The sequence below is a fragment of the Paracoccus gahaiensis genome (assembly GCF_005048225.1).
GTDB classification, from domain to species: domain Bacteria; phylum Pseudomonadota; class Alphaproteobacteria; order Rhodobacterales; family Rhodobacteraceae; genus Paracoccus; species Paracoccus gahaiensis.
In genome coordinates, this window is the sequence record NZ_SUNI01000019.1 from 1 (window position 1) to 25307 (window position 25307).

At 63.3% G+C, this 25307-nt stretch carries 23 protein-coding genes; 4 read left to right on the top strand and 19 right to left on the bottom strand.

The genetic code is table 11. The features are described from left to right. Positions 1 to 803: 803 nt before the first annotated feature. The gene (locus FA743_RS16085; protein ID WP_136887123.1) at positions 804 to 1847 is read right to left on the bottom strand and encodes an IS5 family transposase; all 1044 of its coding nucleotides are present in this window, start codon (positions 1845 to 1847) and stop codon (positions 804 to 806) included. A gap of 83 nt (positions 1848 to 1930) precedes the next feature. After that, the gene (locus FA743_RS16090) at positions 1931 to 3064 is read right to left on the bottom strand and encodes a helix-turn-helix transcriptional regulator (protein WP_169308919.1); all 1134 of its coding nucleotides are present in this window, start codon (positions 3062 to 3064) and stop codon (positions 1931 to 1933) included. A 465-nt stretch (positions 3065 to 3529) separates the two neighbouring features. Between FA743_RS16090 and FA743_RS16100 the strand changes: the two genes are divergently transcribed. Then, positions 3530 to 4138, top strand: a complete 609-nt coding sequence (locus FA743_RS16100) for a LysE family translocator (RefSeq protein ID WP_136887126.1) — start codon at positions 3530 to 3532, stop codon at positions 4136 to 4138. A gap of 291 nt (positions 4139 to 4429) precedes the next feature. Here FA743_RS16100 and FA743_RS16105 read toward each other — a convergent pair whose 3' ends face one another. After that, positions 4430 to 5719 carry a PQQ-dependent sugar dehydrogenase gene (locus tag FA743_RS16105; RefSeq protein WP_136887127.1) on the bottom strand — a complete coding sequence of 430 codons (1290 nt, stop codon included), beginning with the start codon at positions 5717 to 5719 and terminating at the stop codon, positions 4430 to 4432. Positions 5720 to 5896: 177 nt separating this feature from the next. Further along, positions 5897 to 6760 carry a CHRD domain-containing protein gene (locus tag FA743_RS16110; protein WP_169308920.1) on the bottom strand — a complete coding sequence of 288 codons (864 nt, stop codon included), beginning with the start codon at positions 6758 to 6760 and terminating at the stop codon, positions 5897 to 5899. A 77-nt stretch (positions 6761 to 6837) separates the two neighbouring features. On the opposite strand from FA743_RS16110, the gene FA743_RS20855 reads away from it, so the two are divergent. Then, positions 6838 to 7473 (top strand): ATP-binding protein, encoded by a 636-nt coding sequence (locus tag FA743_RS20855; RefSeq protein ID WP_211242300.1) that lies wholly within the window; start codon positions 6838 to 6840, stop codon positions 7471 to 7473. Here the strand turns inward: FA743_RS20855 and FA743_RS16120 are convergent. The 4 genes from FA743_RS16120 to FA743_RS16135 all read right to left on the bottom strand — a co-directional run bounded on the left by FA743_RS16120 (position 7470) and on the right by FA743_RS16135 (position 12647). After that, a complete protein-coding gene (locus tag FA743_RS16120; protein WP_136887129.1) occupies positions 7470 to 8282 on the bottom strand; it encodes an inositol monophosphatase family protein in 813 nt (270 codons plus the stop codon). The two genes, FA743_RS20855 and FA743_RS16120, sit on opposite strands and share 4 nt — an antisense overlap. 8 nt (positions 8283 to 8290) lie before the next feature. Beyond that, on the bottom strand, positions 8291 to 9346 hold the full coding sequence (locus FA743_RS16125) for an ABC transporter ATP-binding protein (RefSeq protein WP_136887130.1): 1056 nt from the start codon (positions 9344 to 9346) through the stop codon (positions 8291 to 8293). Then, positions 9343 to 11538 (bottom strand): ABC transporter permease, encoded by a 2196-nt coding sequence (locus FA743_RS16130; protein ID WP_169308921.1) that lies wholly within the window; start codon positions 11536 to 11538, stop codon positions 9343 to 9345. The genes FA743_RS16125 and FA743_RS16130 overlap by 4 nt, the downstream gene beginning before the upstream one ends. Before the next feature lie 86 nt (positions 11539 to 11624). After that, positions 11625 to 12647: an ABC transporter substrate-binding protein gene (locus tag FA743_RS16135; protein ID WP_136887131.1), complete on the bottom strand. Its 1023-nt coding sequence runs from the start codon at positions 12645 to 12647 to the stop codon at positions 11625 to 11627. A gap of 197 nt (positions 12648 to 12844) precedes the next feature. On the opposite strand from FA743_RS16135, the gene FA743_RS16140 reads away from it, so the two are divergent. Next, the gene (locus tag FA743_RS16140; RefSeq protein ID WP_136887132.1) at positions 12845 to 13867 is read left to right on the top strand and encodes a LacI family DNA-binding transcriptional regulator; all 1023 of its coding nucleotides are present in this window, start codon (positions 12845 to 12847) and stop codon (positions 13865 to 13867) included. A 17-nt stretch (positions 13868 to 13884) separates the two neighbouring features. On the opposite strand, the gene FA743_RS16145 is transcribed toward FA743_RS16140, so the two are convergent. Further along, positions 13885 to 14514, bottom strand: a complete 630-nt coding sequence (locus FA743_RS16145) for a TenA family protein (RefSeq protein WP_136887133.1) — start codon at positions 14512 to 14514, stop codon at positions 13885 to 13887. Positions 14515 to 14537: 23 nt separating this feature from the next. Then, the gene (locus FA743_RS16150) at positions 14538 to 15374 is read right to left on the bottom strand and encodes a BtpA/SgcQ family protein (RefSeq protein ID WP_136887134.1); all 837 of its coding nucleotides are present in this window, start codon (positions 15372 to 15374) and stop codon (positions 14538 to 14540) included. A gap of 44 nt (positions 15375 to 15418) precedes the next feature. Here FA743_RS16150 and FA743_RS16155 point away from each other — a divergent pair, with 44 nt between their 5' ends. Then, positions 15419 to 16288 carry a PfkB family carbohydrate kinase gene (locus tag FA743_RS16155; protein ID WP_246055001.1) on the top strand — a complete coding sequence of 290 codons (870 nt, stop codon included), beginning with the start codon at positions 15419 to 15421 and terminating at the stop codon, positions 16286 to 16288. A gap of 8 nt (positions 16289 to 16296) precedes the next feature. Here FA743_RS16155 and FA743_RS16160 read toward each other — a convergent pair whose 3' ends face one another. The 9 genes from FA743_RS16160 to FA743_RS16200 form a co-directional block, all read right to left on the bottom strand. After that, positions 16297 to 17058 carry a glutamine amidotransferase gene (locus tag FA743_RS16160; protein ID WP_136887136.1) on the bottom strand — a complete coding sequence of 254 codons (762 nt, stop codon included), beginning with the start codon at positions 17056 to 17058 and terminating at the stop codon, positions 16297 to 16299. Positions 17059 to 17079: 21 nt separating this feature from the next. Next, the gene (locus tag FA743_RS16165; RefSeq protein WP_136887137.1) at positions 17080 to 18144 is read right to left on the bottom strand and encodes a phosphotriesterase family protein; all 1065 of its coding nucleotides are present in this window, start codon (positions 18142 to 18144) and stop codon (positions 17080 to 17082) included. After that, positions 18141 to 19142 carry an ABC transporter permease gene (locus tag FA743_RS16170; protein ID WP_136887138.1) on the bottom strand — a complete coding sequence of 334 codons (1002 nt, stop codon included), beginning with the start codon at positions 19140 to 19142 and terminating at the stop codon, positions 18141 to 18143. The genes FA743_RS16165 and FA743_RS16170 overlap by 4 nt, the downstream gene beginning before the upstream one ends. Next, the gene (locus FA743_RS16175) at positions 19142 to 19897 is read right to left on the bottom strand and encodes an ATP-binding cassette domain-containing protein (RefSeq protein WP_228461853.1); all 756 of its coding nucleotides are present in this window, start codon (positions 19895 to 19897) and stop codon (positions 19142 to 19144) included. The genes FA743_RS16170 and FA743_RS16175 overlap by 1 nt, the downstream gene beginning before the upstream one ends. A gap of 14 nt (positions 19898 to 19911) precedes the next feature. Next, on the bottom strand, positions 19912 to 20841 hold the full coding sequence (locus FA743_RS16180; protein WP_136887140.1) for a substrate-binding domain-containing protein: 930 nt from the start codon (positions 20839 to 20841) through the stop codon (positions 19912 to 19914). A 2-nt stretch (positions 20842 to 20843) separates the two neighbouring features. Then, positions 20844 to 21887 (bottom strand): LacI family DNA-binding transcriptional regulator, encoded by a 1044-nt coding sequence (locus tag FA743_RS16185; RefSeq protein ID WP_136887141.1) that lies wholly within the window; start codon positions 21885 to 21887, stop codon positions 20844 to 20846. Positions 21888 to 22178: 291 nt separating this feature from the next. After that, positions 22179 to 22859 carry an RraA family protein gene (locus FA743_RS16190; protein WP_136887142.1) on the bottom strand — a complete coding sequence of 227 codons (681 nt, stop codon included), beginning with the start codon at positions 22857 to 22859 and terminating at the stop codon, positions 22179 to 22181. Next, positions 22852 to 24483: an ABC transporter ATP-binding protein gene (locus FA743_RS16195; protein WP_136887143.1), complete on the bottom strand. Its 1632-nt coding sequence runs from the start codon at positions 24481 to 24483 to the stop codon at positions 22852 to 22854. Before FA743_RS16195 ends, FA743_RS16190 begins: the two co-directional genes overlap by 8 nt. Continuing rightward, positions 24480 to 25295: a creatininase family protein gene (locus FA743_RS16200; RefSeq protein WP_136887144.1), complete on the bottom strand. Its 816-nt coding sequence runs from the start codon at positions 25293 to 25295 to the stop codon at positions 24480 to 24482. Before FA743_RS16200 ends, FA743_RS16195 begins: the two co-directional genes overlap by 4 nt. Positions 25296 to 25307 lie beyond the last annotated feature (12 nt).

The following is a 25307-nucleotide window of genomic DNA, read 5'->3' on the forward strand; positions in this document are numbered from 1 at the left end:
GCCGACGACGGCCAACCTCATCGGCGGCGAAAATCTCGATTGGTGAAACAACTGAAGCGTATGACATAAGGCAATGCCTTAAGACTATTTGCTCAATCAGAGCAGACGGCCCTCACCGCAGGCTTACGTTGTCCATGAACAGGGTTTGGAATAAGTATTCGGACAACTTGATTATTGGATGAGTTTGTGGACATTTGCAGCAGCAAGGCATCCAAAACTACACTGTTCGGGGAAATGCGATGTCACTCGTAGGGTAAGCGCGGGTCTCGGCCTTCGAACATTTATTACCCGACGATACCTGTTGTCCTGCCAGGATCGGCACTTCGTAGGTTCAAGAGCCTGTCCGCAACAGGCTTGCCGCGTCACGATGATGTCGATGTCAGCAACCTTGGTCTCATAATGACCATGCAGCACCATTGCTGCACCCCCGAACACCGTCCAGCGGATACCCTCCTGATTTAGGCAAGTGGCCGCACGTTCAAGGACAGCTTCCGGTTCAAGACAATCTCAGCTGCGACAGCCCGCAAGAGAAGGGAGGATAGTCACGCCTTGACTACTGAATGACCCCGAAATCATAATTAAATGTCGGTCAGTTCTCGGTGGAAAACCTGGGTAGGTTCTGGGTAGAAATCAACATGAGGGCACCTCGATTTTTGCGCTTTCCGGCCTCGAATAACAGGTTGGGCGGCTTGAGACAGGGATGATGTCACCCGTCGGCGTCCTTGCGTGCTGTGTGGTCTTCGGTGCTGCGCCTGCCACGCGCGGCGTTTCCTGCCTCTTGGCCTGATTGCCGTGCCCTGGGGTCAGGCCGGGCACGGGTTCAGGCGGCGCAACTGACCAAGGCGCCGCATGTTGTAAGCCAGGTTCTTCATCCCGATCTTGGCCTTTGCCCGCACCATGCCGATCGTGCGCACCAGCGTGCCGCCCATGTCGTTGGCTTGCGCGCCAAAGATATGCTCGACCCGCGCACGCACCGAGGATTTGGTCCGATTGCTCCCCTTAGCCTGTTCGGTCAACGGCTTGCCGCGCTTGCCCTTGCGGTGGATGTGGCTCTTCAGCTTCAAGGCGCGCAGCTTGGCCTCCATCTCCTCGGACCGATAGGCGGGATCAGCCCAGACCCCCGCGCCGGTATTGCCCCGCATCAGCAGGTGGTCCACCGCTTGGCTATCGTGCAGGGCCGCATCGCTGACATAGTAACGCCGCACCAGCTTGTGCTTGCTGTCCATGTTCACATGGTTTTTGTAGCCGTAATGGGATTTCCCGTGCTTCTTGGTCCAACGCGCATCAACGTCCTTCTGTGACCGCTTGGCGGGCTTGTCGGCCCAGTCTTCGGGCACCTCACCGTTCTTGATCGCCTTGTTTTCATCACGCGTATTATGGTTGCGCGGCACCGGGACAATAGAGGCATCGAGGATCTGCCCGCCCCGCGCGATGTAACCCTGTCGCGCCAGATAGCTGTCGAACTGCTTGAACAGCGTTTCCACCAGGCCTGCCTGCGCCAACGCCTCGCGATAAAGCCAGACTGTCTTGGCATCGGGCACCCGGTCCTCGAGCCCCAGGCCCAGAAACCGCATGAACGACAGACGGTCGCGCACCTGATACTCGATCTGGTCGTCGGACAGGTTGTAAAGCGCGCCCAGCACCAGTGTTTTGAACATCAGCACGGCATCCATGGGTTTGCGCCCGGCACGTGACTTGCGCTCTGCATCCGGCTTGCGCCAGACACGCTCCAGCGTCGGGCGGAACTCATCCCACGGCACGACAACGTCGATCTCGACCAGTGGGTCCCTATTGGCGTCCAGGCTCGCGTAGCGGTCCGAAAGATCAAAAAAACCCAACTGCGCCATCGTCAAAATCCAAGCCGCCGATAACCCTCACTCATACCGCAGCAAGACGGGTCAGGCAATTTTTCGAGGTGCCCATGAGTAGATCAAAACACTACTTTAGTGCCCATCACTACGGCAACATGTCGCATAATATCGGCTTGCCTGCTGCAGCCGGTCTTCCTGTATATGTTCTTGATCTGTGTCTTGACCGTGTCTGGTGAGGTCCCACGTTCCGCGGCAATTTGCTCCAAGGTAAGGCCATCAACCATGCGTGCCACAATTCCCGTCTCTGCCGATGATAAACGATGCATGGCCCCGAACCTGCGCGCGCCGTCGCGAAGAGAGGTACTGGGACATTCCAACCGGATAAAGCAGTCGGCGGAACCCACATACGCGCTACCTGCACGCCCGGGACGATAGATACACACACGCAGCGGCAACGTGTCGTCCCTCCGCTTGATATAGGCATAATGCACCGCCGGGTTCGCCGGTCCTTCACGGCCAGACGCGAGCACGTGCTGAATCATCCGCAAGATGTCGGTATCTGCGCAAGCAAGTCGTCCGAAAGGACCAACAGAAAAACCTTCGGCCCCCTGTATCAACTCGAGCGCACCGCCGTCAGCCGAAACCACCCTCAAACTGCTATCGATCCGCAAAGTTCCTGACAGACGCCCTTCCGTCGTGGCAGCTTTTAGGACGCCAGACGCCCGTGTCAGATGCGGCACGATGGAGGAAATCGTTCGTTTCGCGTTCTCGATCAGATCTGAGTCCGCGTTCGAGCAGACAATACTGAAAAAGAAGTGACGATCCTCGTCACGGCTGAGTGTCACACCAAGGCCTGTAATGATGTCCTGGGGGCGCAGGTACTCGCGGTAGAAGTCGGTCTGCAGAAGATGGTTACGGGGGAGCATCTCGTCCGCTTGCATGACCCGCCCGAGCGGCCGGACCGTGGCGTGGTCCATCCACGGGTTTACGGCGTGATATTTGTGGTTATACCTATCCACCATCCCCTGATCCAAGCCGCTAGCCATGGAAAAGGCGCCTCGTTGGGAAGCCTTGTCATGATAGAAGAGGACTGTCTGGCCATTAGGTAGCAGGTTGCGGCTGTGATCCATGAAAGCCTGCCATGGCGCCTCGCCAAACATGGCGGCGTAAACGTGATCGATCAGTTCACTCGTTAGTTGCGAGTCATTCGGAGCGTGCATCGGCAACTCTCCATCGTCGTATTCGCCAACCATACCCTGTCCGGGGTATTCATGCACGATTATCTATACGTTATTTTTAAACAAGCGTTTTCTTACACAGATTAATCGCTGCCGCGAAAGCGCGAAAGGGCCTGCCTTTGCCGCCTACACCGCGCAAAGGCATGAACTGTTTTGTGTCGTGTAAATGGAGTGCTTATTATGATCGAACTGTTAATCAGCGCCTGCACGCTTTCGACCCAGCTATCTCACCCCCTCCCTCAGTGTCGCGAGTTCAGCCTTTTGTACGACGCCCGAGAGGTTAGCGTCATGACTTGCATGGTCCATGGACAGCCTCAGGTCGCCCTATGGAAGGAAGCGCATCCAGCATGGGACGTGGAGCGTTGGCAGTGCCGCACGCGCGATTTTCGCGAAAGCCGCGTCTGAGGACTTCGCTGGAGCCGACATCAGAGATATGTGCGCTTGTTATGCTTCAAAAGGCTCGTGGCGCGGGAGGAGATCATGGAATCGACCTCACTTTTGACCTACATGACAACCTTGGTAGCGCTTACCCTTACGCCAGGACCACTTGTCGCCGTGCTGGCCGCGCGATCTGCCAGTAGGGACCGGCAGGGCGCCTGCGCTTTAGCAATTGGCATTTGCGCAGGCGACGTTCTAGTTATTTTAGCCATCTGCGCCGGTTTCGGACTTTGGCTTCAGGCGCATCCCGAGGTTTTCGCCGCTGCAAAATATATCGGCGTCGGATTGCTTCTGTGGCTTGCTCTTCGAATGTGGACCACACCGACAGTGACAGCGGATCATCCAGCGCAAACTGGAGGTGTTATAGCCTCAGCCTTGCTAGGCTTCACTATTTGTCTTAGTAGCCCACAGACCGTCATGATGTATCTTGTGCTTCTGCCGCGAGTTGCCGACCTGACCCTTATCCGTGCACAGGAAACGATTCTTTTGGTCGCTGCCACGACTGCAGCACTGCTTAGTGTGTTTCTTTTGGTCATCCTTTTCGCCGGGGCGACGCAAAAGATCCTGAACTCTTCTGCTGGCGTCGTCGTGTGGGCACGTGGGATGTCTCTCACCATAACTGCGTCGGCGGTGTGCGTTTTATTCTATTGACGGCTCCACTCAGGCTTGCTGCCATCATCTTCGCACGTGCGTCGCACTGGCGGCAGTTATGCGGGCCTCAGCGGACATTCACATCGAAATTTATCCGCCGGCATCAAGGCAGCATCTCTCGCGCAGGACAACATCGTGACATAGATAAGCAAGGCCAAGCGGGCGCTCATCGGGTAATTTTCAAACGTTTCGGCTGCTGACGTCCCGCCCACGAAGACGCTCGAAGTGAAAAAAGACCCCCGCAGCACTGGGCGCTGCGGGGGTCTTCAGTTGAGGAGCTGCAGAGGTTCGTCAAGGCGTAAGCTTGTGGATCATTCCCTCATCAATGGTGGCATACAGGCTGCCATCTGGGCCAAGCACCAGAGACCGGAAGCGTCCCGACTCCATCGGCAGCGTCATCTCTGTCACATCGACTACCGACGTGCCGTCTTCGTCGAACTCAACAACGTCGATGCGCTGCCCGAGCGGGGTGCCGCCGAAGCCGATGCCCATGATCCCGACGACCATGTGGCCGTTCCAGTCCCCCCACTGCTCTCCAGTCAGGAACTCACCCGATGACGAGCCCTGTGACCAGCCGTTGTTGTTCCAGACCGGAGGCATGGCGTCGGGATAGGTCGCGAAATCGGTCATCGGCATCGAGGCCGCCCGCTCGAAGCGATTCATCCCTTCATTCTCGTTAGGGCTGTAACCGCAATAGTTGTCAGTGCATTCGCCCCGGCCGGCCATGTTCGGCCGCGGGTCCCAGCCACCGTTGCCGCCGTTCTCGAGAACCGTGATCTCGTCGGAATGCCAAGGACCGTGCTCGACGACGATCGGCGTGTTCGTCTCAGGATGGAAGGCGATCCCCTGCACGTTCCGGTGGCCATAGGTGTAGGTGCGCGGGTCGAAGCCCTCGGGCGGCGCGTTTTCGGGAGCGGCATTGCCGTCGGTGTCGATGCGGATGACTTTGCTTCCCATAAGGGTAGGGCTCTGCGGGATCTCGGAATTGTGGTTGTCGCCCGTGGTCAGGTAAAGGTAGCCGTCTCCGGGGTTGAACCGCACGCGACCGCCGTTATGGGCGCCCGGTCCGCCGAAGGGGTGATCGGTGGCCTCCATTTTGTAGGGCACGTCGTCCACAATGTCGGTGCGGTCGGCTACATCTGTGAAATCATCGTTTACCGACAGGCGCAGCAGGCGGTTTGTGTGCGGGTCCGACATGTTTGACGTTGAGTAAACGTAGATGCGCCGGTTCTCCGAGAAGTTTGGATCGACCGCGACACCCATCATGCCCCCCTGCCCTTCGCAGAAGAGGTCGTCGGCCGTGCTGGCAAAGCCTTCGGTGCCCGTCATCCCAAGAAGCGCGTTGACGTCACCCGAGGGCATGCGAACCGATAGGCCCCTGCATTTTTCGGTGAAGAACATTGTCCCGTCTTCAAGGAATGCCATGTCCCAGGGGTTATCGAGATCGTCCAGCACGACTTCATGGTTCATACTGGTCGTGTTCATCCCAGTCTGGGCCAGGGCACCTGTCGATAGCGCCGCGGTCGACACGGCTGCCGTGAGGCAGGCAAGCGCGCTGCGGCCGAAAATCGTGGTTCTCATGAAGCATCTCCTCCCAAAAGATCGACGGCCCGCATTCAGCCTGCCATCACGGGTTTCGTCCCGCTCATCAAAGGTAAGGCCGATCCCCTTCGTTCTTCAATGGGAATTCCGGCCGTCAAAGAGCACGCTCAGGCAGACCCCGGGCAGTCTACCCGGAGTTCTTGGGCTGGTCAGCTCTCAGTTGAAGGCCGATGCGATGTAGGCCGAGACATCTCTCATCTCAACTTCCGAGAGATCTTTGGCCACCGGGATCATCAGCGCGGAGCCGGGGCCGACCTTCTCGCCAGCGTGATACTGCTGAAGCCGGCCGAGAAGGTAGTCGGCCTCACGTCCGTCCAGTGGCGGGAAGCTTGCCATCCCCTGCGCTCGTGGACCGTGGCAGCTGCGGCAGCTCTGCGTGAAGATCTGCTCGCCCGCATCTAAGTCTGCATCCGCAAACGCGGTTGCGGAGTCGGCCGAGCCCTCAAGGGCCGCCGAGTCCGAACTCGCCTCTCCCTCGACAACTTGGCCGCGGATCTCGCCGTCGGGATGTGCCTCGGTGTGAATGTTGACGTAGTAGCGACCGGCCTGAAGATCGGCCAGCTGCTCCTCGGGCACCTCGATCGTGCCTTCCATTATGTTCGGGGCCATGTCGTCGCCGTCAGCCGCGTCGGTACTGGCCTCGGCTTCGGCATCGGAACCAGTATCGGCTTGGGCGTCCGCATTCTCGTCATCCTCCACCTCGCGGGTGGCCCCATAGGCTCCGTCGCCCATGTCGATCAGGGGCGGGGCATTTTCATCCGGCGAGGCGGGGCCATGGAAGTGACCCGCGATGGGCGTGCCGGACAGGCCTTCATGGGTAATGCGCCAAGTCAGCGTCATCGTCTCGGTATCAACGGTGATGTCTGCCATTCCCCGAGCCTCGGTCTCTACCGGTGGGACCTGGGCCTCTCCGGTGAGCTTGGCCATGTACTTCACCTCTTCCGCCGCAGCTGGAAGCGTGAAGATGCTCAACGCGGCAAGTGCCACGGCTGCGGGGCGGGCTGTGCCATAGAATGTCATGAGGGTTTCCCTGTCAGAATGGACCGTGTGGATCACAGTTTCGGAGTGCATCAAGCCTGAACCGGAACGAGCCCGGAATGTTCCTCCGGGCCCGCTCCTCTCGGTCTCATGCGGGCTGCCGGGGCGACAGGTACGTGCGCGACATTGCCGGGTTCGACTTCGACGCTCAGCCTTCCATCGACAAAGCACAGGTCCGGGAGCTTTCGACCGGCAGGTTCGTGGCCAACAGAGAGGCTGTCTTGTTGCCTGGCCCACCCGGGGTCGGAAAAACACACCTTGCCACAGCTATCGGACGGGAAGTCATCGTTGTCGGATATACCGAGCTGTTCGTTCCCGCTACGACGCTGGTCGCAATCCGAAGCGACCACTGGCAGCCCGTGAGTGTCAAGCAAAAACGTCATTTTGACTTTTTGTCGGACCAAAAGGTCAAACTGCTTTCGCAGGCGGGCAGACCCATCCACATACGGCAGTTCCAAAGCTGCAACGCGGATCAACGAATGCCCGCCTCCCCGGCCCCTTTCTCGAAGTGTCCAAAACCGATCATTGATGCAGCAGTGCCAAACGTGTTGCAAAATCCGTCAAATGAGCGAGTTTTGCGACATGCCCACTATAGGGCGACTTATGTATCAAATATTGCTAGAACACGCGAAGGCTTCGGTCGATCTGACCTACTCTTGCAGGTCTGCAGGCAACAAGAGCCACCGTGCCGCTAACCCTCCCAATAGACAATATCATCCACCCGGGTCAGGCGCAGCACCTCGTCGAAGGTGCCAGGACGCGCGCCCGCCACGGGGGCTGGCCGGGTGATCGCCTCGTCAAGCGGAAAGGCCAGAACCTGCCCGCCCGCCTGTTCGATTAGGCAATAGGCGGCCATGCAGTCCCATGCGCTCATCCTTGGTTCAACATAGCCGACCAGCCGACCGGCAGCGACCCAGGCTAGCATCAGCGCGCCAGAGCCATAGCGGGTCCAGTTTGCGCCAGCAGCCATCAGATCGCTCAGCATCAAGCCCACCTTGGGCGCAGGAACCCGGTCATTCGCTCCGATCCCCACAAGTCCGGTAGTCAAGTCCAGCCGGTCAGCCACCCGCACCTCGATCCCGTTCAGCCGGGTGGGCACGCCGCGGGCCGCCGTGAAGGTTTCGTCCAGAACCGGTGCCACGATCACGCCGATCACCGGACCATCCGCATCGCAGGCGCCGATGGACACGCACCACCCGGGCAGGCCCGCAAGAAAGGGGGCGGTGCCGTCGATCGGGTCGATCACCCAGGTCAGGCCCGAGGTTCCGGGACTGATCCCATGTTCCTCGCCCAGCAGCGCGTCGTCGGGAAAGGCGGCGGACAGGGCGTCGCGGATCAAAGTCTCGACCTCTCGATCGGCCTCGGACACCATGTCCTGCAGGGTGCGCTTGGCCTCGATATGCAGGCTGTCGCGGTCGTGGAAATAGCGCAGGGCCAGCGCGCCCGCGCGGGCGGCGATCGTCTCGGCGACCGCGAGACGGCGGGTGAGTTCGGTGATCTGCATGATGTCCTTTAGGCGATAAGGGCAAGGCCGCGCGGGCGAAAGCTAAGCGTGACGGGGGTGCCGGGCGACAAGGGGGCGTCACCTTCGGCGTCGACGGCGAAAAGCGGACCGATCGCGGTCTCGATCTCGTATTCCAGATGATCGCCCAGATAGGCCGAAGTGGCGATGCGGCCCATGAACGGCCCCTGCCCCGTCTGCACCGTGATCGCATTGGCGCGGACCGATAACCGCGCCGGTCCCAGCACGGCATGGCGCGCGGGCACCTGCTGCACAAGACCGCCGACACGGACCGTTGCGGCACCTTCGCTCAAGCCTTCCACGGTGCAGGGCACGACATTAGATTCTCCGATAAAATCGGCAATGAAATCCGAGGCGGGCTGTTCATACAGTTCCCGGGGCGGGCCCTGCTGAGCGATGCGCCCGTTCTGCATCACCACGATCCGGTCGGATACGGCCAGCGCCTCTTCCTGATCATGGGTCACATAGACGGCGGTAAAGCCAAGCCGCTGCTGCAATTCGCGGATCTCCGTCCGAACCCGGCGGCGCAGCCGGGCATCCAGATTGGACAAGGGCTCGTCCAGCAACAGAACCTGTGGCTCCAGCACCAGCGCGCGGGCGACGGCCACCCGCTGCTGCTGACCGCCCGACAGTTCCGATGGCAGCCGCGCGCCCATGCCGCCCAGACCTACCAGATCCAGCCCCGTTTCAACGGCGTCGCGCACGGCGCCGCCCTTCATGCCGCCGGACTCCAGACCATAGGCCACGTTCTGCGCCACGCTCATATGCGGAAACAGGGCGTAGGACTGAAAGACCATCGACACATCGCGCCGGTTTGCTGGCAGGCGCGTCACATCCTCGCCGCCAATCAGGATCCGGCCCGCGGTCGGCGTCTCCAGCCCCGCCAGCATCCGCAAGGTGGTCGTCTTGCCGCAGCCCGACGGGCCCAGCAGGGTGACAAGTTCGCCCGGCTCGATCCGCAGGGTCAGATCAGGGATGGCGGTGAAGGCGCCGAAATCCTTGCGCACCTGCTCGAATGCGACGGCGCCGCGTGTCTGAGTCGTCATGCGGGGGTCTCCTGACAGTTGATCCTTGGGGCGGGCTGGACGGGGGCACGCAGACGGCGCTCGCCCACCAGCAGCTGGAAAGTGCCGATGATGCTGATCATCACCACGATCAGGACCGAAGAATAGGCGATGGCGACGCCGTATTCCCCGTTCTCTACAAGGCCCACGATATAGGCCGTCGCCATGTTGTATTTGGCCGAGACAAGAAAGATCACCGCCGATATCGAGGTGATCGCCCGGACGAAGGAATAGACCAGCGCCGCCAGAATCGCCGGGCGCAGCAGCGGCAGGATGATCTTGCGCAGGGTCCGGGGCGACGACGCGCCCAGGGTCAGCGACGCCTCGTCCAGCGAACCGTCCAGCTGAGCCATCGCCGCGACCCCGCCGCGCACGCCGACCGGCATGTTGCGGAACACGAAACAGAAGACCAGGATCAGCGCGGTTCCGGTCATCTGCACCGGCGGCAGGTTGAAGGCCATGATATAGCTGATGCCGATGACCGTGCCGGGGATCGCAAAGCTCATCATCAGGGCGAACTCAAAGATCCCTCGCCCGGGAAACCGCTGCCGCACGATCAGCCATGCGGTTAGCAGCCCGACGATGGCCGTCAGGGGCGCCGCGATCATCGCGATCGTCATCGTCGTCCAGAAGCTGTTCCAGGCGACGCCTGTCCAGACGAACCCGCGATCGAAGCCCACCGAAAAGGCGCGGGCGTAATGCGCGAGGGTCAGCGAATGATCCAGCCCCCAAGTCTTCACGAAGCCGCCGAACAGGATCATCCCATAGACGAAGACCGTGAACCCTGCCCAGAGAAAGGCGATACAGGCCACCGGCCCGGCCACCCGGCGCGGCAGGGCGGCATGCCTGCCGCCATCGCCCTTGCCCGACACGGTCGCGAAATTGCGTCGCCCCAGCCACAGCCGCTGCGCCAGAAAGGCCGACAGCGTGAACCCCAGAAGCACCGTAGCCAGAACGGCCGCGCGGGACGGATCATGCTGCGCGCCAACGACCGCAAAGAAGATCTCGGTCGACAGGACGCCGCCATTGCCGCCCAACACCAGAGGATTGCCAAAATCCGCCATCGATTCGATGAAGCCGATCAGGAACGCATTAGCGATGCCTGGCGCCATCAGCGGCAGGGACACCTTGCGGAACGTCCGCCAGCGAGAGGCGCGCATGGTCTGGCTGGCTTCTTCCATCGACGGGCTGACGCCTTCGACCACCCCGATCAGGACCAGGAAGGCGATCGGCGTAAAGGACAGCATCTGCGCGATCCAGATCCCGGTCAGGCCATACAGCCACCGGCCCAGTTCCCATCCGGTAATGTCCTCGATGAATTCGGTCACGAAACCCGCGCGGCCCAGCATCAGGGTCAGCGCAAGCCCGATGACAAAGGGTGGGGTGATGATCGGCAGGACCGTCAACAGACGCAGCCCCTTTTTGAAGGGCAGGCGCATCCGCGTCGCCACCAGTGCAAAGGCCAGACCCAGCAAGGTCGTTCCGGTGGCAGTGCAGATCGCCAGAAAGAAGGTTCGCCACGCCACGCCGCAGCCCCCTGACCCGGTCAGGCAGCCAAGACTCCAGATATTGGGGTCGCCGATATTGCGTGCGACGCCCTCGGCGGTGAACGAGCCGTCAAAATCCTGAAAGGCGCCGGTGAACATCGACACCAGCGGATAAAAGACGAACAGCGCCACCAGCAGGATCAACAGCGTGATCGCGCTCAGAACGAAGGCATCGCCTTTCAGCGCGCCGCGTTCCGCCAGACCAAAGGCGATCATCGCGGCGAAACACAGCAGCATGAAGATGGCCCCGGCGCCGAAGGCCTGCTGGCCGCCCACCTCGCCCAAAGCCTCCAGCGCACCCCAGTTCCAACCGCGCAGGCCCACCGACAGGCCCTGCGTCATCATCCAGACGATCCCCGCAGCGCCGATCACCGCCAGCCAGCCACCCCGCCGCGAGGGCGGCAGAGTCAGACGCAACCCCGCCGCCAGCAGGACCAGAGCCGGTACCGGCCACAACCACCATTGCCCCAGCTGCGCCACGCCCGGCCAGATGCGATCATCGCCAAGGTAATCCCCAACCCAGCCCAGCCCGAAAAAGCCGCCGCGCAGCCGATACCACGGCACCAGTAGGAATGAGATCGACGCAGCAAGCAGCAGAAAGTTCAGACGACGGTTGTCCCGCATCATGTCGGTCGGTCCTTTTGGCTAGTCCCGTTGTCGTCACAGCCCGGGGGCATCACGGCACGGGGGCGTCGCCGCCCCCGACCAGAGCCCTATTGGGCGGCGACGCCCCCGATCTCCGCGCCCCACCGGGCCAGCAGTTCTGACCGCCGCTCGGCGCTGCCATATTCGGCGAAATCATAATCGATCAGCGTGATATCGGCGAGATCGGGTGCCGCTTCTGGCGCCTTGGCCGCCTTGTTCGACGGGATCTGGAACGATCCGGCCTCGGGCATGATCGACTGGACCTCGGCGCTCAGGACCCAGTCATAAAAGACTGTCGCCTCGTCGGGGTTCTGGGCGCCTTCGATCATCGACATCGATCCGATCTCATAGCCGGTGCCCTCGCAGGGGGCGACCACGGCGATTGGAAATCCCTCTTCCGCTTGTGCCACGGCATCATGCATGAAGACGATGCCCAGGCCCGCCTCGGCCCGCGCCGCAGCCTTGACTGGCGCCGATCCCGATTTGGTATATTGAGAGACATTGGCATTGAGCCCCTTGAAATAGGCAAAAGCCTCATCCTCGCCCATCAGCTGCACAAGGGTGGCAATCGCCGTATAGGCAGTCCCCGAAGAGTTCGGATCGGCCAGCTGAATCTCTCCCGCCAGTTCGGGATCAAGCAGATCGGCCCAGCAGGCGGGCGGCGTCAGGCCGCGTCTTTCAAAGATCTCGGTATTATAGCCCCAGCCAAGCGCACCGGAATAGACGCCGACGGTGCGATATCCGGACGTCTCGGCCTGCGCGACCGCCCAGGGCTGCAATTCGGCCAGCATGGGCGATTCGTATTCCGATGTCAGCCCGTCCGCCGCCGCCTGCAGATGCGGATCGCCGGTGCCGCCCCACCACAGATCGGTCTGCGGATTGCGCCCCTCGGCGCGGACCTTGGCATAGGCCTCGCCCGAGGACAGGCGCACCATGTTTACGTCGATCTCGTGGCTGCCCTCGAATTCCTGAACCAGCCTTTCGCAGATCACGACATCGGCGGAACAGATCAGGTTCAGTTCCTGCGCCGCCGCCCCAGTGCCTGCCGTCGCCGCAATACCACCCAGCAGGGCGATCACAACTTTCGTCATTTCGGGTCTCCTCCCATAAGCCGTGCCTCGCCTCCCCGACATTGCACAGGCGTGCATTAGCGTCGTCCTCGACAGGCTCTCTTGTCAAGAAACAATTGGGTAGGATAAGTCTGGTGGATTAGCGGCATCCCGATTTCAGTTGCACAGCCGTGCAACAAAGGAACGTGCCGGTGGCAGAGCTGCAGGAGATATAAGCGATGCAGAAGACAGCCGTCAGTGCTCGGGACGTCGCTGAGGCAGCCGGCGTATCCCGCACCGCTGTTAGCCGCACTTTCACTCCCGGAGCCAGCGTTGCACCAGCGACGCGCGCCAAAGTGGTCGCAGCGGCCGAGGCGCTTGGCTATCAAGTCAACAGTCTTGCCCGAGGCTTGACCCGCGCCGAGAGTGGCCTTGTCGCGCTGATCGTGGCCGAATTGGACACGCCATACCGGTCCTGGCTAGTTAGCGCCCTGACCGAGCGGCTGCAGGTTGCCGGTAAGCTGGCCATGATCATCAACACCGACCGGTCAGATGCAAGCGTTAAGGCCGCCCTGCGGCAGGCCATCGGATATCGCACCGATGCGGCGATCGTCCTGTCGGGCATGCCCGATCCCGCGCTGGCCGACCTGTGCCTGCGCAACGGGTTGCGGCTGGTCTTGATCAACCGAGACGAAGCATTGCCCGGCACAACCCGAATCCGTCTGGATGATGAAGATGCGGGAGCGGCAGCGGCGCGTACTCTGTTGCGGGCAGGCTGCACCCGTCTTGCGCTGGTGACCTCGGCCCCGGCCACCACCAGCCTCGCCGCCCGGGCCAGCGGCTTTTTGGCGGCCCTGCAGGAAGAGGGGATCACGCCGATCATCGCGGCGCAGGGTCCGACCCATTACAATACCGGTCTTGCTCTGGGGACACAGCTACTGACCCGCGCCGATCGACCGGACGGGGTGTTCTGCGTTACCGACCTGCTGGCCTTCGGTGTAATGGATGCCGCGCGCCACCGCTTTGGGCTGCGGATCCCGCAGGATCTGTCGGTGATTGGGTTCGACGACATCCCACAAGCCGGGTGGGAAGCTTATGGCCTGACCACCTTCGCCCAGCCCGTCAGCGGCATCGTCGACGCTTGCGTCGCCTGGCTGTCATGCCCGACCGAGGGAGACACTGCAGAGACAGTGCATCTATCGGCGCAGATGATCTGGCGCCAATCGGTGCGCGCGCCGGCCCCCATCAGTAATCCGGCTTGACCCCTTGCCGTGGCGTGTCAGGCCGCCCCGGACCACGCGGCATCGTGAAACGAAAACTCCAGCCGCTGGACATGGCCGAACAGCGCGACCAGCTCGGTCTGGCGTTCATTGGGCAGGGTCGCGCCCATCAGGTCCAACCGGTCGCGCAGCCAGCGGGCCTGCGCCTGGAAGTCCGGCGCAGCATGCAGGCGGATCCAGCTCTGGCGCATCGGGTCGACCAACTGCGCATCGCGATGCGCGTCGCACCAGGTCCAGTACATCCATTCGGCCGCGAACATTGCGGTCAGAATATCGGCGAAATCGCCGTCTCGGGCGATGGCCAGCATGCCGTCGCGAAACGCGGCAACTCGCGGGTCAGCCTGCAATTCCGGGTCCGGGGCCAGACGCCGTCGGGCATAAGCATCGCGGAAATAATCCATCTGCGCATGCGCAAGCCCGTCCAGCGAGGCGATCAGCTTGCGCCGGTCGTCCAGATCGGACGCCTTTGCGACCGCATAACCGAAGATAGCGATGGCGGTCTCGACGAAGGCTCCTTCGATCAGCAGGTAGCGGTTGAAGGCGGTCTCTGGCAGCCTGTCCGCCACCAGATCCCGCACGAAGGGATGTGCGACCATCGCCTCGAAGGCTGCCGCCTGATCGGACAGCATTCGGTCGCTGAGGCTACCTGCCGTCACAATCCGGCCTGTGCGGCATCCACGAACCGGCGGACGCGCTCGGGTTCGACCGGGTTCCACCAGACCCCGCCCTCCTTCAGCGACGAGGCCACGATCACGCCATTAGTGCGTGACAGAATGGCCACGATATTTGCCTCGGTCACACCGGAGCCCACGAGCAGAGGCAGGTGGGTCGCGCCGCCGATCTCATCGATCTCGCCCATGCTGGCGCTGTCGCCGGTGCGCTGGCCGGTGGCAATGATACAGTCGCTGTCGAAGAAGCCCAGATCGCGGGTTAGTTCCGGGATGGATCGGTCGGCCACGATGGCGTGGCTGCCGTGCTTGACATGCGCATCGGTGAACACCCGCACATGTTCGGCCCGCAGCAGAGAGCGGTATCTCAGGGCTTGAGCAGCGCGGCCCTCCATGAAGCCTTCATTGGCGACATAGGCATTGGCCCATTGGTTCACGCGGATGAAGGCGGCGCCCCCTGCCACGGCGGTGGCCAGCGCGGGCAAGGGCGCATTGGCCAGCACGTTGATGCCAATGGGCAGACCGAAGGCGCGCTTGATCCGGTCGGTGACGACGGACAGGAAGGCGGGGGTCTCGGGGCCGATCTCGTCGGGTTTGGAAAAGGGGATGTCGCCGTGGTTCTCCACGATCAACCCGTGCATGCCCCCTTGCACCAGACGTTCCGCATCGCGCATGCAGGTGTCGTAGATGTCGTCCATCGACGCCCCGCGATAGCGCGGCGCACCGGGAAAGGCGGGGCAGTGGATCATCCCGATCAGCGCCTTGTCACGTCCGAAGATGTCGCGGATGGCGCCTGCGGGTCGGTCGGAAATCAATGTCATGGGCTGCCCTTTCGAAGAAGCGGAGATTGGCAATGAAGGCTTTTGTGATCGGAAATGCAGCCATTGACGAGACCGTGTCGGTCGAGGATTTCCCCCGGCCCGGCGCCTCGATCTTTGGCCGCGCACTGTCGCAGGATCTTGGCGGCAAGGGCGTCAATCAGGCGGTGGCCATTGCCCGCACTGGGCTGGCCTGCCATCTGGTCGCGGCTGTGGGTCAGGATCCGCGCGGGCGCGAGATCGCCGCCAGGCTGGCGGCCGAGCCGGTGATGGCCCAGTTGATCGCGCTGCCCGGCGTGGCGACCGACAATTCGATCATCCTGATGGCGGGACATGGCGAGAATGCCGTCATCACCACCCGCGCCGCCGCAGGCGCGATGACCCCCGACCATGCCTCCGTCGCGTTGGACAAGGCCGCCTCTGGCGATCTGCTGGTGCTGCAGGGCAATCTGGGCGCGGCGACGACCGCGGCGGCCCTGCAAGCGGCCCGGGCAAGGGGGATGCGGACCGTGCTGAACCCCTCGCCCCTGCAAGCTTATGTGGCCGATCTGTGGCCATTGATTGACTGCGCTTTTCTGAACGAGGACGAGGCCGCGATCCTCGGCGGCGACGCGCGCCTGCTGTCCCATGGCGTGGCCGAGGTCGTGCTGACCATTGGCGCGCGCGGCGCGGCGCTGGTGCGGCCCGACGCGCGGATCGAGGTTCCCGCAACCCCCTGCACGGTGGTGGACACGACCGGGGCGGGCGATTGCTTCATGGCGGTCGCGCTGGCCTCGGCGGCCCTGCGCGGGGTGGCCCTGGATGCCCGCGCCCTGCGCCATGCGGCGGTGGCGGCCGCATGGACGGTAGGCCAGGCGGGCACGGTCAGCGCCTTTCCCGACGCGGACCGGATGCGCGCGATCCTGGCAAAGGGATAGTCCGGGGATCACCGGGCGACCAGCCAGCCGAACAGGTTCTTCCACAGCGTCGGATACCCCTCCCACGCGCAGAATTCCGGCGACAGCCAATGCGGCCCCACATCCGACGTCCATGCCGCCGTTCGCCCCTGCCCATAGGTTCCCAGCACCAAGAGCGGATGGCCGCCCTGATCCTCGGGCAGGCGAGCCACCACGGTCGCGCCGTCGCGGACCATCACCTCGTTCACACCCAGAATGGGCGGCCATGCGGCGGGCATGCCCGTCATGGTCGGGTGGTCGGTCAGCACTATCTCGGCCTGCGCGCCCTCGGGGATCTCGACCCGGTCGTCCCACGGATGGCAGGTGACGGGCAGCGTGTCCTCGACCGCGGTGTTGCGCCACCGCGCCTTCCCGTCGATGCCTTGGAACGAGAAGTAGCCCCCGATCATCAGCAGGTTGCCCCCCTGCCCCACCCAGTCCCGCAGCATGCGTAGCCGGTTCGGTACCGTCTTCGACCGAAGCCAGACATCGGGCGGCAGCAAGAAGGTGTTCGCGCCAATATCAGACAGGATCACAATGTCATAATCAGCCAGCCCGTCGACATCGAACGGGAACCCCTCTGCAGCGTCGTGGGCGGTCATGTAGTCGATCTGGAACGCGCTGTCCTTCATCGCCTCCAGCAGGGGCGTCGCGCCGGTATGGAAGCGGACAGAGCCGAACTGATCGAAGCCCTTGTAATGCGTTTCCGAGGTGGTCCAGCTTTCGCCCACCAGAAGCACGCGGGTTGTCATGGGAAGATCCTTTCGACTGTCTCAGAAGGTCGCGTCGAAGACGCGGCGCGGGTTGGTGACCATCAGCCGGTCGCAATCGGCGGCAGACAGGCCGTGCCGCATTAGGCGCGGCAGGAAATGGCGGGTGACGAAGGCGTATCCGTTGCCGCCGTAGCGGGTCAGCATCATCTTGATGAACACGTCTTGCGACAGCAAGATGCGGTCCAGAAAGCCCTGTTCCGCCAGCCCCATAACCGCGCGGGCCACGTCATCATCGGGCGGGCACTGCACGCCTTGGTCGGCGTAGAAAAAATCCATGCCGATCATGTCGAATTCGACGAAGGCGCCCCGCTGCGCCAGCGTCGCCTGATAGACCGGATCACCGTGCGAGGGGTTCATGTGGCACAGCACCGTGTGGCGCAGATCGGCGCCTTCGGATTCCACGATATCCAGCACCAGGTGGCCAAGCCGGAACCAGCCCGGCAGATGCACCATCAGCGGCAGGCCCGTGCGGGCCTGCGCCCGGGCAGCGCCGCGCAGGGATTTTTCCTCCTCGGGCGTGAAATCCGACGACACGCCGATCTCGCCGATCAGGCCGATGCGCGCGTCGGTGCCGTCGGTGCCGGTCAGCGCCTCGACCACGATCTCATCGGCGATGTTGTCTATGGACAGATGCGCCACCTGATCGGGCATCGAGCTGGCCAGATAGTAACCCGCGCCCATGACGATGTTCAGCCCTGTGTCCCTCGCGATGCGGCGCAGGGTTGTGGGATTGCGCCCGATGCCGCGACAAGTCGGGTCCACCACGCTGCGCCCGCCTGCGGCGGTGAAGGCGTGCAGCTCCTCGATGGCCAGATCCGGGTCGTCCAGCGCGATGTTGTGGCGATTTACGAAGGGATCCTGGCGCAGCTCTGACAGGATCTCGATGCTGATGGGACGGTCGGCCAGATGCTGACGCGCGGGGTCGGTCGGCGCGTTCCACCAGCAGCGGCAGTCGTTCTGCAGATGCTCGTGCATCAGGGTATGGCCCAGATCGGCGGATGGAATGGGACCGGTGACGGTCATCACCTGACCCGACCGGACGTGGCAGGGGGACAGGTCGCTCATGTCCGGGCCCTTCCGAAGCGAAAGCCCCGGTCGAACAGCTTGGTGTTCAGCCAGATGGCGATCAGGATGATCGCGCCCGTGACGATCTGCGTGAAGAAGGGCGAGATATGCAGCAGGATCAGTCCGTTGCCGATCACAGCGATGGTCATGGTGCCCAAGACCGTGCCCAGCATCGATGCCTTGCCGCCCATCAGCGACGTACCGCCCAGCACCACGGCTGCGATGACCTGCAATTCGAACCCCTGCGCGGCATTCGACGACCCCGACCCAAGCCGCGCCGCGATCAGCATCCCTGCCACGGCCGAGGCCAGCCCGGCCACCACATAGACCGAGGCCAGCACGCGCTTGGCGGGCATGCCTACGCGGCGCGCGGCCTCCATGTTGGACCCGACGGCGATGACCTGCCGGCCATATTGCGTGCGCAGCATGACGACGAAACCAAGCGCCGCGATCAGCAGCGCGATCAGCGCCGGGACCGGAAAGCCCGCCAGCGTGCCGCGCCCCAGCCAGAAGAAGCCCGGAACCCCGGTGATGGGGATCGAATAGCCCTCGGTCAGGTACAGCGCAAAGCCGCGTAGGATCGACAGGCCAGCCAGCGTGACGATGAACGCGGGGATGCCCTGATAGGAAATGAACCACCCCTGAGCCGCTCCCACGGCCGCGCCAAGTGCCAGCATCAGCACCACGACCACCGGCCACGGCAGACCCGCAGCGATGGCGATGGCGCAGACGGCATTGACCAGCGCCACCTGCGATCCGACTGACAGGTCGATGCCTGCGGTGGTGATCACCAGTGTCATCGCCACCGCCACAATTAGTATCGGCGCCGCCTGCCGCAGCACATTGAGCAGGTTGCCCGTGGTGAAGAATGTCGAACTGCTCAGCCCGAAGATGGTCATGCACAGCAGAAAGAACATCGCGATCGACAGGACCTGCGCGTGCTCGCCGATGAAATCAGCTAGTGCGGACCCCGCCTTGCGTTCGGTATAGACAGCCATCAGTGGCCTCCCTTGCCGACGATCAGGTCGACCAGTTCCTGCAGATTGGTGTCAGGCGTCAGTCGCTCGGCGACCTTGGTGCCCTCGTACATGACGGCGATGCGGTCGCAGACGCGGAACAGATCCTGCATCCGGTGCGTGACCAGCACCACCGCCACGCCGCGCGCCTTGACGCGGTTGATCAGGGCTAGCACCGCCTCGACCTCGGCCACGGCCAGTGCCGAAGTGGGTTCGTCCATGATCAGCACTTTTGGATCGAAGCTGGCGGCGCGGGCGATGGCGATGGCCTGGCGCTGGCCGCCCGACAGCTTTTCGACCTTGGCGGTCAGACGGGGAATCCGGATTTCAAGCGCGGCCAGCATCTTTTCGGCTTCGGCCAGCATGCGGGGCTGGTCGAGAAAGGGGCCCCGTTTCAGCTCGCGCCCCAGAAACAGGTTGCCGACGACATCGACGTGATCGCACAGCGACAGATCCTGATAGACCATCTCGATCTTCTGGGCGCGCGCTTCGGAGGGGGTCGAGAACCGCACCGGACGGCCGTCCAGCAGGATCTGCCCGCCATCGGGGACATAGGTTCCCGACATAACCTTTGACAGGGTTGATTTTCCGGCGGCATTGTCGCCAATTAGGCCGATGCATTCGCCCGCGCGGATATCCAGATCAACGCCGCGCAGCGCCTGGTGCGAACCGAAGGTCTTGGTGATGCCGCGCAGTGATAAGATGGCGGGGGGATGATCCCCCCGCGCCGCTGTCATGGGGGCGGCCTGCATCACTCGAAGGCCGCGCGGAAATCGTCCACGTTTTCGGAGGTGACGATGGTCACGGGGACCGAGATCTCGGCCTCGACCGTGCCGCCATCGGACAGCGTGCCAAGAGCATCTACCGCAGCGGCGCCCATTCCCGCCGGGTCCTGCTGGATCACCGCCTTGACGTAGCCCGCATCGATCCCGGCAATCGCCTGCGCGGTCAGATCCCAGCCATAGACGGCCAGATCGGCCTGCCGCCCCTGGCTTTCCACCGCCGCGACCGCACCCAGCAGAGCAGGCTCGCCTGTGGCATAGATCGCGGTCAGGCCGGGATTGGCGGTCATCAGGTTTTCCGCCGCCCCCAGGGCGGTGTCCTGCACGTTCTGGCCGTCGACCGTGCCCGCGACCGAGACCTTGGCGCCGTCCAGCGCCGCCTCGAACCCGTCCTTGCGCACGTTCTGGATGAACGAGTTCAGCGCGCCCACGATGCCCAGGGTCGAGCCCTCGGCCAGGCTTTCATTCACCACGGCGGCCAGATCGGCCCCGGCCTGCGCGTTGTCCACGCCGATCTGCGCCGACTGAGGGCCTTCGGGCAGGGTCGCGTCGATCGCCACGACCGGGATGCCCGCATCCACGGCCTGCTGCACGGCGGGCATGATGCCGTTCACGTCGATGGCCACGACCGCGATGCCGTCCACGCCTTCCTGGATATAGGTCTCGATGGCGCTGTTCTGGGCCGCCGGATCGTTGTTCGCGTTGAAGATCAGCAGGGTAGCGCCCGCGGCATCCGCAGCCTCTTGCGCGCCGCGGTTCATGTCGTTGAAGAACAGCGCCTGCTGGTTGATCTGGACCAACGCAAAGGTCTTGCCCTCCTGCGCCAGCGCGGGGAGGGCCGCGGCGATCAGGCCGGTGGTCATCAGCGCACCCAAGGTGCGGCGGGTCAGGGTGGTCATGGTCAGTCCTCGCTGTTGGGGTTGCGGTGGAAAGGGCGGATCGGCGGCGCAACAGAATTCCGTTCGATCAGCGTGACATCCAGGAGCTCCTCTGACGGGGGCTTGTCCGGATCGGTCCCGTCCATGGCCAGCAACCGCCGTAGCGCGCGCTGGCCTAGTTCGCGGACAGGCTGACGCACCGCGGTCAAGGCGGGTGCGAACAGGTGCAGAGGCCCGACATCGTCGAAACCGATGACCGAAACCTGATGGGGGATGGCGATGCCCGCTTCGGAAAGGATCTCGTAAAGACCGATCAGCAGTTCATCCGAGGTGGCAAAGATCGCCGTGGGCCGAGAGGCCGGATCCCGGGCGACAAAGGCATGCCCCGCGTTGCGGCCGGCCTCGACGGTATAAGGGCCGCAGGTTCGTTCGATCCTGTAGTCTGGCCCTGCGACCTCGTTCATCGCAGAGGCGAACCCCGCGAAACGATGAGCTCCGCTGACCATTTGATCCACTCCGCCAATGAACAGCACGTGTCGATGACCGGTCTGGGCCAGATGGCGCCCCGCCAGCCAGCCACCTTGCCGGTTGTTGCAGAATATTTTGGGGACATGCGTGCCGACCACGTTTTCGTCCACGACCACGCAGCGGGGCAGCCGATTTATCTTGGCGGCCAACATGTCAGTGCCGGCATGGTTCGTGATGAAGATCAGGCCGTCGGCATGCCCCGTGCGCACGAGGTCCAGATAGGACAGCTCTCGGTCCGGACGGTTCAGCGTCGCATAGAGCGCCAGTGCCAGCCCCATATCGCTGGCCTCTGCTTCGACCGCAGCTACAAGCGCCGCGAAAAAGGGGCTCGAGATATTGGGAACGATCAGCGCGATGGTATCCGAGCGCCCCAGGCTGAGACGCCGGGCATGGGGGTTGGGGGTATAATCCAAGTCAATGATCGCGGCATCGATCAGCTTTGCGGTCCTGTCCGGAAGCTCCAAAGATCTGTTCAGGTAACGCGATACAGTCGCCTTGGAGACGCCGGCAGCAGTGGCAACATCCTGCAAATTGGCCAAGCAATCTTTCCCCAACGCTCAATAAAGCGGTTTAGTAAACTGGTTTATAAGAGAACGATGAGGGGAGAGGCAGCGCCTGTAAAGAAAAATTTCACCGGCAGGATGGCCACTGCTCGTTTTCTCAGCTGCGAAGACAGTGAAGGAATGATTGAAACAGTCGGTAGAGTTCCTTTTAACGGCGGCGGCAAACAGTCGCAGAAACGTCAGCTATAAGGAGTCCACCTTGGTGGCAACGTCGGCTCGGCCTGAGTGCTGCAACTACCTACATTGCATTCTGCTTCATATGCGTCCTTATTCAGCGATATTAAGAGAATGCTCAACCAGACGGGAGGCACCCGAAAGGTCACCCAGTTTCTCCCCCGCAGCGATGCGGGCCCTGTTGCGGTTGGCGCGCGCTTGCCGGGCTGCTCCTTCATCGAGCACCTCCTGCGCCTCGTCCAATGGAAGAATCAGAATCCCACAGCCATCAAGCAGCACCAGATCACCGGGGATGACCGGAACGCCGCCGCAGCTGATGGGAAGGTTCAGGGCGCCGCCCAAATCATTTAGCCGTGTCGTAATGGGCGACACGCCGGTGCAAAAGACCGGCAGCCCGACCTCGACAATCTCGTCAGGGTCCGTGCAAGGACCGTCAAGCACCACGGCAATCGCGCCTGCCGTCTTTGCAGCAAAGGCCACCCCACCACCAAGGCAGGCATGGCGCACGTCGCCCAAGCGATCAATGACAACCACATCGCCGGGCCGCACGACCGACATTGCGTGATGCAGCATCGTGGAATCAGTACCTGGGATCGCCACGGTGATCGCCGTGCCCGCCAACGTTCCCAAGACGGGCGCCAGTGGGCGCAGATTGCTTCGGACAAAGCCCCGATGACGAAAGTGGCCGATGGTCGCAATCTCGATGGTCGTAAATCTCTCAGTTAGCACAGAATCGACGGGGGTGGGCACTGGCCCGATTTTATATTTATCCATCGGCTGGTTCCTTATGGCGCGGGCCGTCCCGCCAGTCCCTTCCGGGGACAGCGGCCAGCAGGTCGCGGGTATAGGGGTCTTTCGGATCGGCAAACAACGTCTGCGTGGCCTGTTCCTCGACGATGCGGCCGCGGCGCATGACCGCGATCCGGTCGCAGATGCGCGAGGCGACGCGCAGGTCGTGGGTGATGAACAGCATGCCGAACTGAAACTGCTGCTGCATCTCGGCCAGCAGTTCCAAGACCTGCAGTTGCACCGACACATCCAGCGCCGAGACGCTTTCATCGGCGATCAGCAGATCCGGACGGACCGCCAAGGCCCGGGCGATGCAAACCCTCTGCCGCTGGCCACCCGAGAATTCATGCGGAAAGCGCTTGGCCGAGGCGGGGTCCAGCCCCACCGCCGCGATCAGATCCAGCGCCCGGGCCCAGGCCTCTGCGCGGGGCAGGCCGTGGATCAGCGGCCCCTCGGCCACGGCGCGACCGATGGGCTGGCGGGGATCAAGCGCGGTATAGGGGTCCTGAAAGACAATTTGCACCCGGCGACGCGCCTCGCGCAGGGCACGGCCCCGCAGGCCGGTGAACGTGCCGCCGTCGATCACTACATCGCCCTTGTCGGGCTGGACCAGCCGGATCACGCATTGCGCCAGCGTTGACTTGCCGCTTCCGCTTTCGCCGACCAGCCCCAAGGTCTCACCCCGCCGCAACGAGATGTCCACCTTGCTCAGCGCCTCGACCCGGCGCGAGGCGCCGAACAACGTGCGGGTGTGATAGGTCTTGGTCAGCCCCGTCGCTGCCAGAACCGCTGCACCGAAGCTGCGGCCCGGCGGTCTGGGGTCCAAGCGGGGCACCGCCGCGATCAGCTGACGGGTGTAATCAGCCTGCGGATCGCGCAGGATCTGCGCGGCGGGCCCGATCTCGACCAACTGGCCATGGCGCATGACGGCGACCCGGTCGGCAATCTCGGCCACGACGCCGAAATCATGGGTGATGAACAGGATGCCTGTGCCGTGCTGGCGGCGCAGGTCCAGCATCAGCTGCAGGATCTGCGCCTGCGTGGTCACGTCCAGCGCCGTCGTCGGCTCGTCCGCGATCAGCAGCGCGGGGTCCATGGCCAGCGCGGTCGCGATCATGACCCGCTGGCACTGGCCGCCCGACAGCTGATGGGGATAGGCGCGCATTAACGCCTGCGGATCGGGCAGGCGCACCTCGGTGAACAGGTCCAGCACGCGCTGGCGGATCTGCGCGGCGCTCAGGTCCGAATGCAGGCCGATGACCTCGGCCACCTGATCGCCCACGCGATAGACCGGGTTAAGCGAGGCGATGGGCTCTTGAAAGACCATCGCAAGCCGCCGGCCCGACAGGTGCATCCGTTCCGCCTCGGGGATCTGCAGCAGGTCGGTGCCTTCGAACGCGATGCGCCCGGTCGCGCGGGGCAGGTTCTTGGGCAAAAGCCCCATGGCGGCCAGCGCTGTCAGCGACTTGCCCGATCCGGTCTCGCCCACGATGCAAAGGATCTCGCTACGGTTCAGGGTCAGGGACAGATCCTGAACCGCAAAGGGACGATCGGCGCCCTTGGGCAGCGGCACCGACAGGTTGTCGATCTGCAACAGCGATCCGGTCATGGCGCGCCCCCCTGTTCCGGCATCGGTTCTGATATGGGCCCGGACATCGGCTGGCAGGGATCGCAGCGGCTCAGATGGCGGGCCACCGCTGCGCAATGCCCGGCAAGATGATTGAAAATCGCCTGCCCCGCCGCCGCCGAGGCGAGGGCGGCGTCGCCGCCCAGCATGCCGTCGCCGTTCACCTCATGCGCGTCCAGCGGCAGGTTGACGGGCAGGCCGTCCATCCGCACGCCCCCGACCCCGGCCACGGGCAGGCCCATCGCCGTCGCGGGCCGCGCGTGCCGGATCAGGTCGGGTCGCATCATGTCGGGCCGCAGATACATCGAGACCGAGGTGACCGGATCGCCGCCATGCCCGCGCGCCCGCGCGGCGTCCGCCCCATAGATCTGCGTCCACAGCGCGTCCGGGATCGACCGCCATAGATCGACCGAGGCGACCGCGACGCCCCGCTGCCGCCGCAATCCCCGCGCCACCTCGTCGATCAGGGGCGCGTTGGTCGAATGCCCGTTTAGGATCAGGATGCGCGGCAAGCCATGATCCAGAAACGCCTCGATCATGTCGGTCAGGACGGCGCGGAAGGTCGGTGCGCGCAGCTGGATGCCGCCCGGAAAGCCCCGGAAGAAATCCGCATGTCCGAAGGGCAGGCAGGGCGCCGCCACCGCGCCGGACAGCTCGGCCGCGCGCAGGGCGATCGCTTCGGCCAGCAGGTAGTCGCCCATGGGCGCGTGCGGGCCCTGTTCCTCATGGCTGCCCAAGGGCAACAGGATCACCGGCTCCTCCGCCAGACGGTCGCGGAATTCCGCAACCGTCATGTCTTTCAGCGC

Coding starts and splice junctions, on each gene's coding strand:
- FA743_RS16105 (WP_136887127.1), bottom strand. CDS start 5,719: ATGAGAACCACGATTTTCGGCCGCAGCGCGCTTGCCTGCCTCACGGCA.
- FA743_RS16135 (WP_136887131.1), bottom strand. CDS start 12,647: ATGACGAAAGTTGTGATCGCCCTGCTGGGTGGTATTGCGGCGACGGCA.
- FA743_RS16160 (WP_136887136.1), bottom strand. CDS start 17,058: ATGACAACCCGCGTGCTTCTGGTGGGCGAAAGCTGGACCACCTCGGAA.
- FA743_RS16195 (WP_136887143.1), bottom strand. CDS start 24,483: ATGACCGGATCGCTGTTGCAGATCGACAACCTGTCGGTGCCGCTGCCC.
- FA743_RS16130 (WP_169308921.1), bottom strand. CDS start 11,538: ATGATGCGGGACAACCGTCGTCTGAACTTTCTGCTGCTTGCTGCGTCG.
- FA743_RS16165 (WP_136887137.1), bottom strand. CDS start 18,144: ATGAGCGACCTGTCCCCCTGCCACGTCCGGTCGGGTCAGGTGATGACC.
- FA743_RS20855 (WP_211242300.1), top strand. CDS start 6,838: ATGTTCCTCCGGGCCCGCTCCTCTCGGTCTCATGCGGGCTGCCGGGGC.
- FA743_RS16110 (WP_169308920.1), bottom strand. CDS start 6,760: ATGACATTCTATGGCACAGCCCGCCCCGCAGCCGTGGCACTTGCCGCG.
- FA743_RS16200 (WP_136887144.1), bottom strand. CDS start 25,295: ATGACGGTTGCGGAATTCCGCGACCGTCTGGCGGAGGAGCCGGTGATC.
- FA743_RS16120 (WP_136887129.1), bottom strand. CDS start 8,282: ATGCAGATCACCGAACTCACCCGCCGTCTCGCGGTCGCCGAGACGATC.
- FA743_RS16140 (WP_136887132.1), top strand. CDS start 12,845: ATGCAGAAGACAGCCGTCAGTGCTCGGGACGTCGCTGAGGCAGCCGGC.
- FA743_RS16085 (WP_136887123.1), bottom strand. CDS start 1,847: ATGGCGCAGTTGGGTTTTTTTGATCTTTCGGACCGCTACGCGAGCCTG.
- FA743_RS16090 (WP_169308919.1), bottom strand. CDS start 3,064: ATGGTTGGCGAATACGACGATGGAGAGTTGCCGATGCACGCTCCGAAT.
- FA743_RS16145 (WP_136887133.1), bottom strand. CDS start 14,514: ATGCTGTCCGATCAGGCGGCAGCCTTCGAGGCGATGGTCGCACATCCC.
- FA743_RS16170 (WP_136887138.1), bottom strand. CDS start 19,142: ATGGCTGTCTATACCGAACGCAAGGCGGGGTCCGCACTAGCTGATTTC.
- FA743_RS16190 (WP_136887142.1), bottom strand. CDS start 22,859: ATGGATAAATATAAAATCGGGCCAGTGCCCACCCCCGTCGATTCTGTG.
- FA743_RS16175 (WP_228461853.1), bottom strand. CDS start 19,897: ATGACAGCGGCGCGGGGGGATCATCCCCCCGCCATCTTATCACTGCGC.
- FA743_RS16100 (WP_136887126.1), top strand. CDS start 3,530: ATGGAATCGACCTCACTTTTGACCTACATGACAACCTTGGTAGCGCTT.
- FA743_RS16150 (WP_136887134.1), bottom strand. CDS start 15,374: ATGACATTGATTTCCGACCGACCCGCAGGCGCCATCCGCGACATCTTC.
- FA743_RS16180 (WP_136887140.1), bottom strand. CDS start 20,841: ATGACCACCCTGACCCGCCGCACCTTGGGTGCGCTGATGACCACCGGC.
- FA743_RS16125 (WP_136887130.1), bottom strand. CDS start 9,346: ATGACGACTCAGACACGCGGCGCCGTCGCATTCGAGCAGGTGCGCAAG.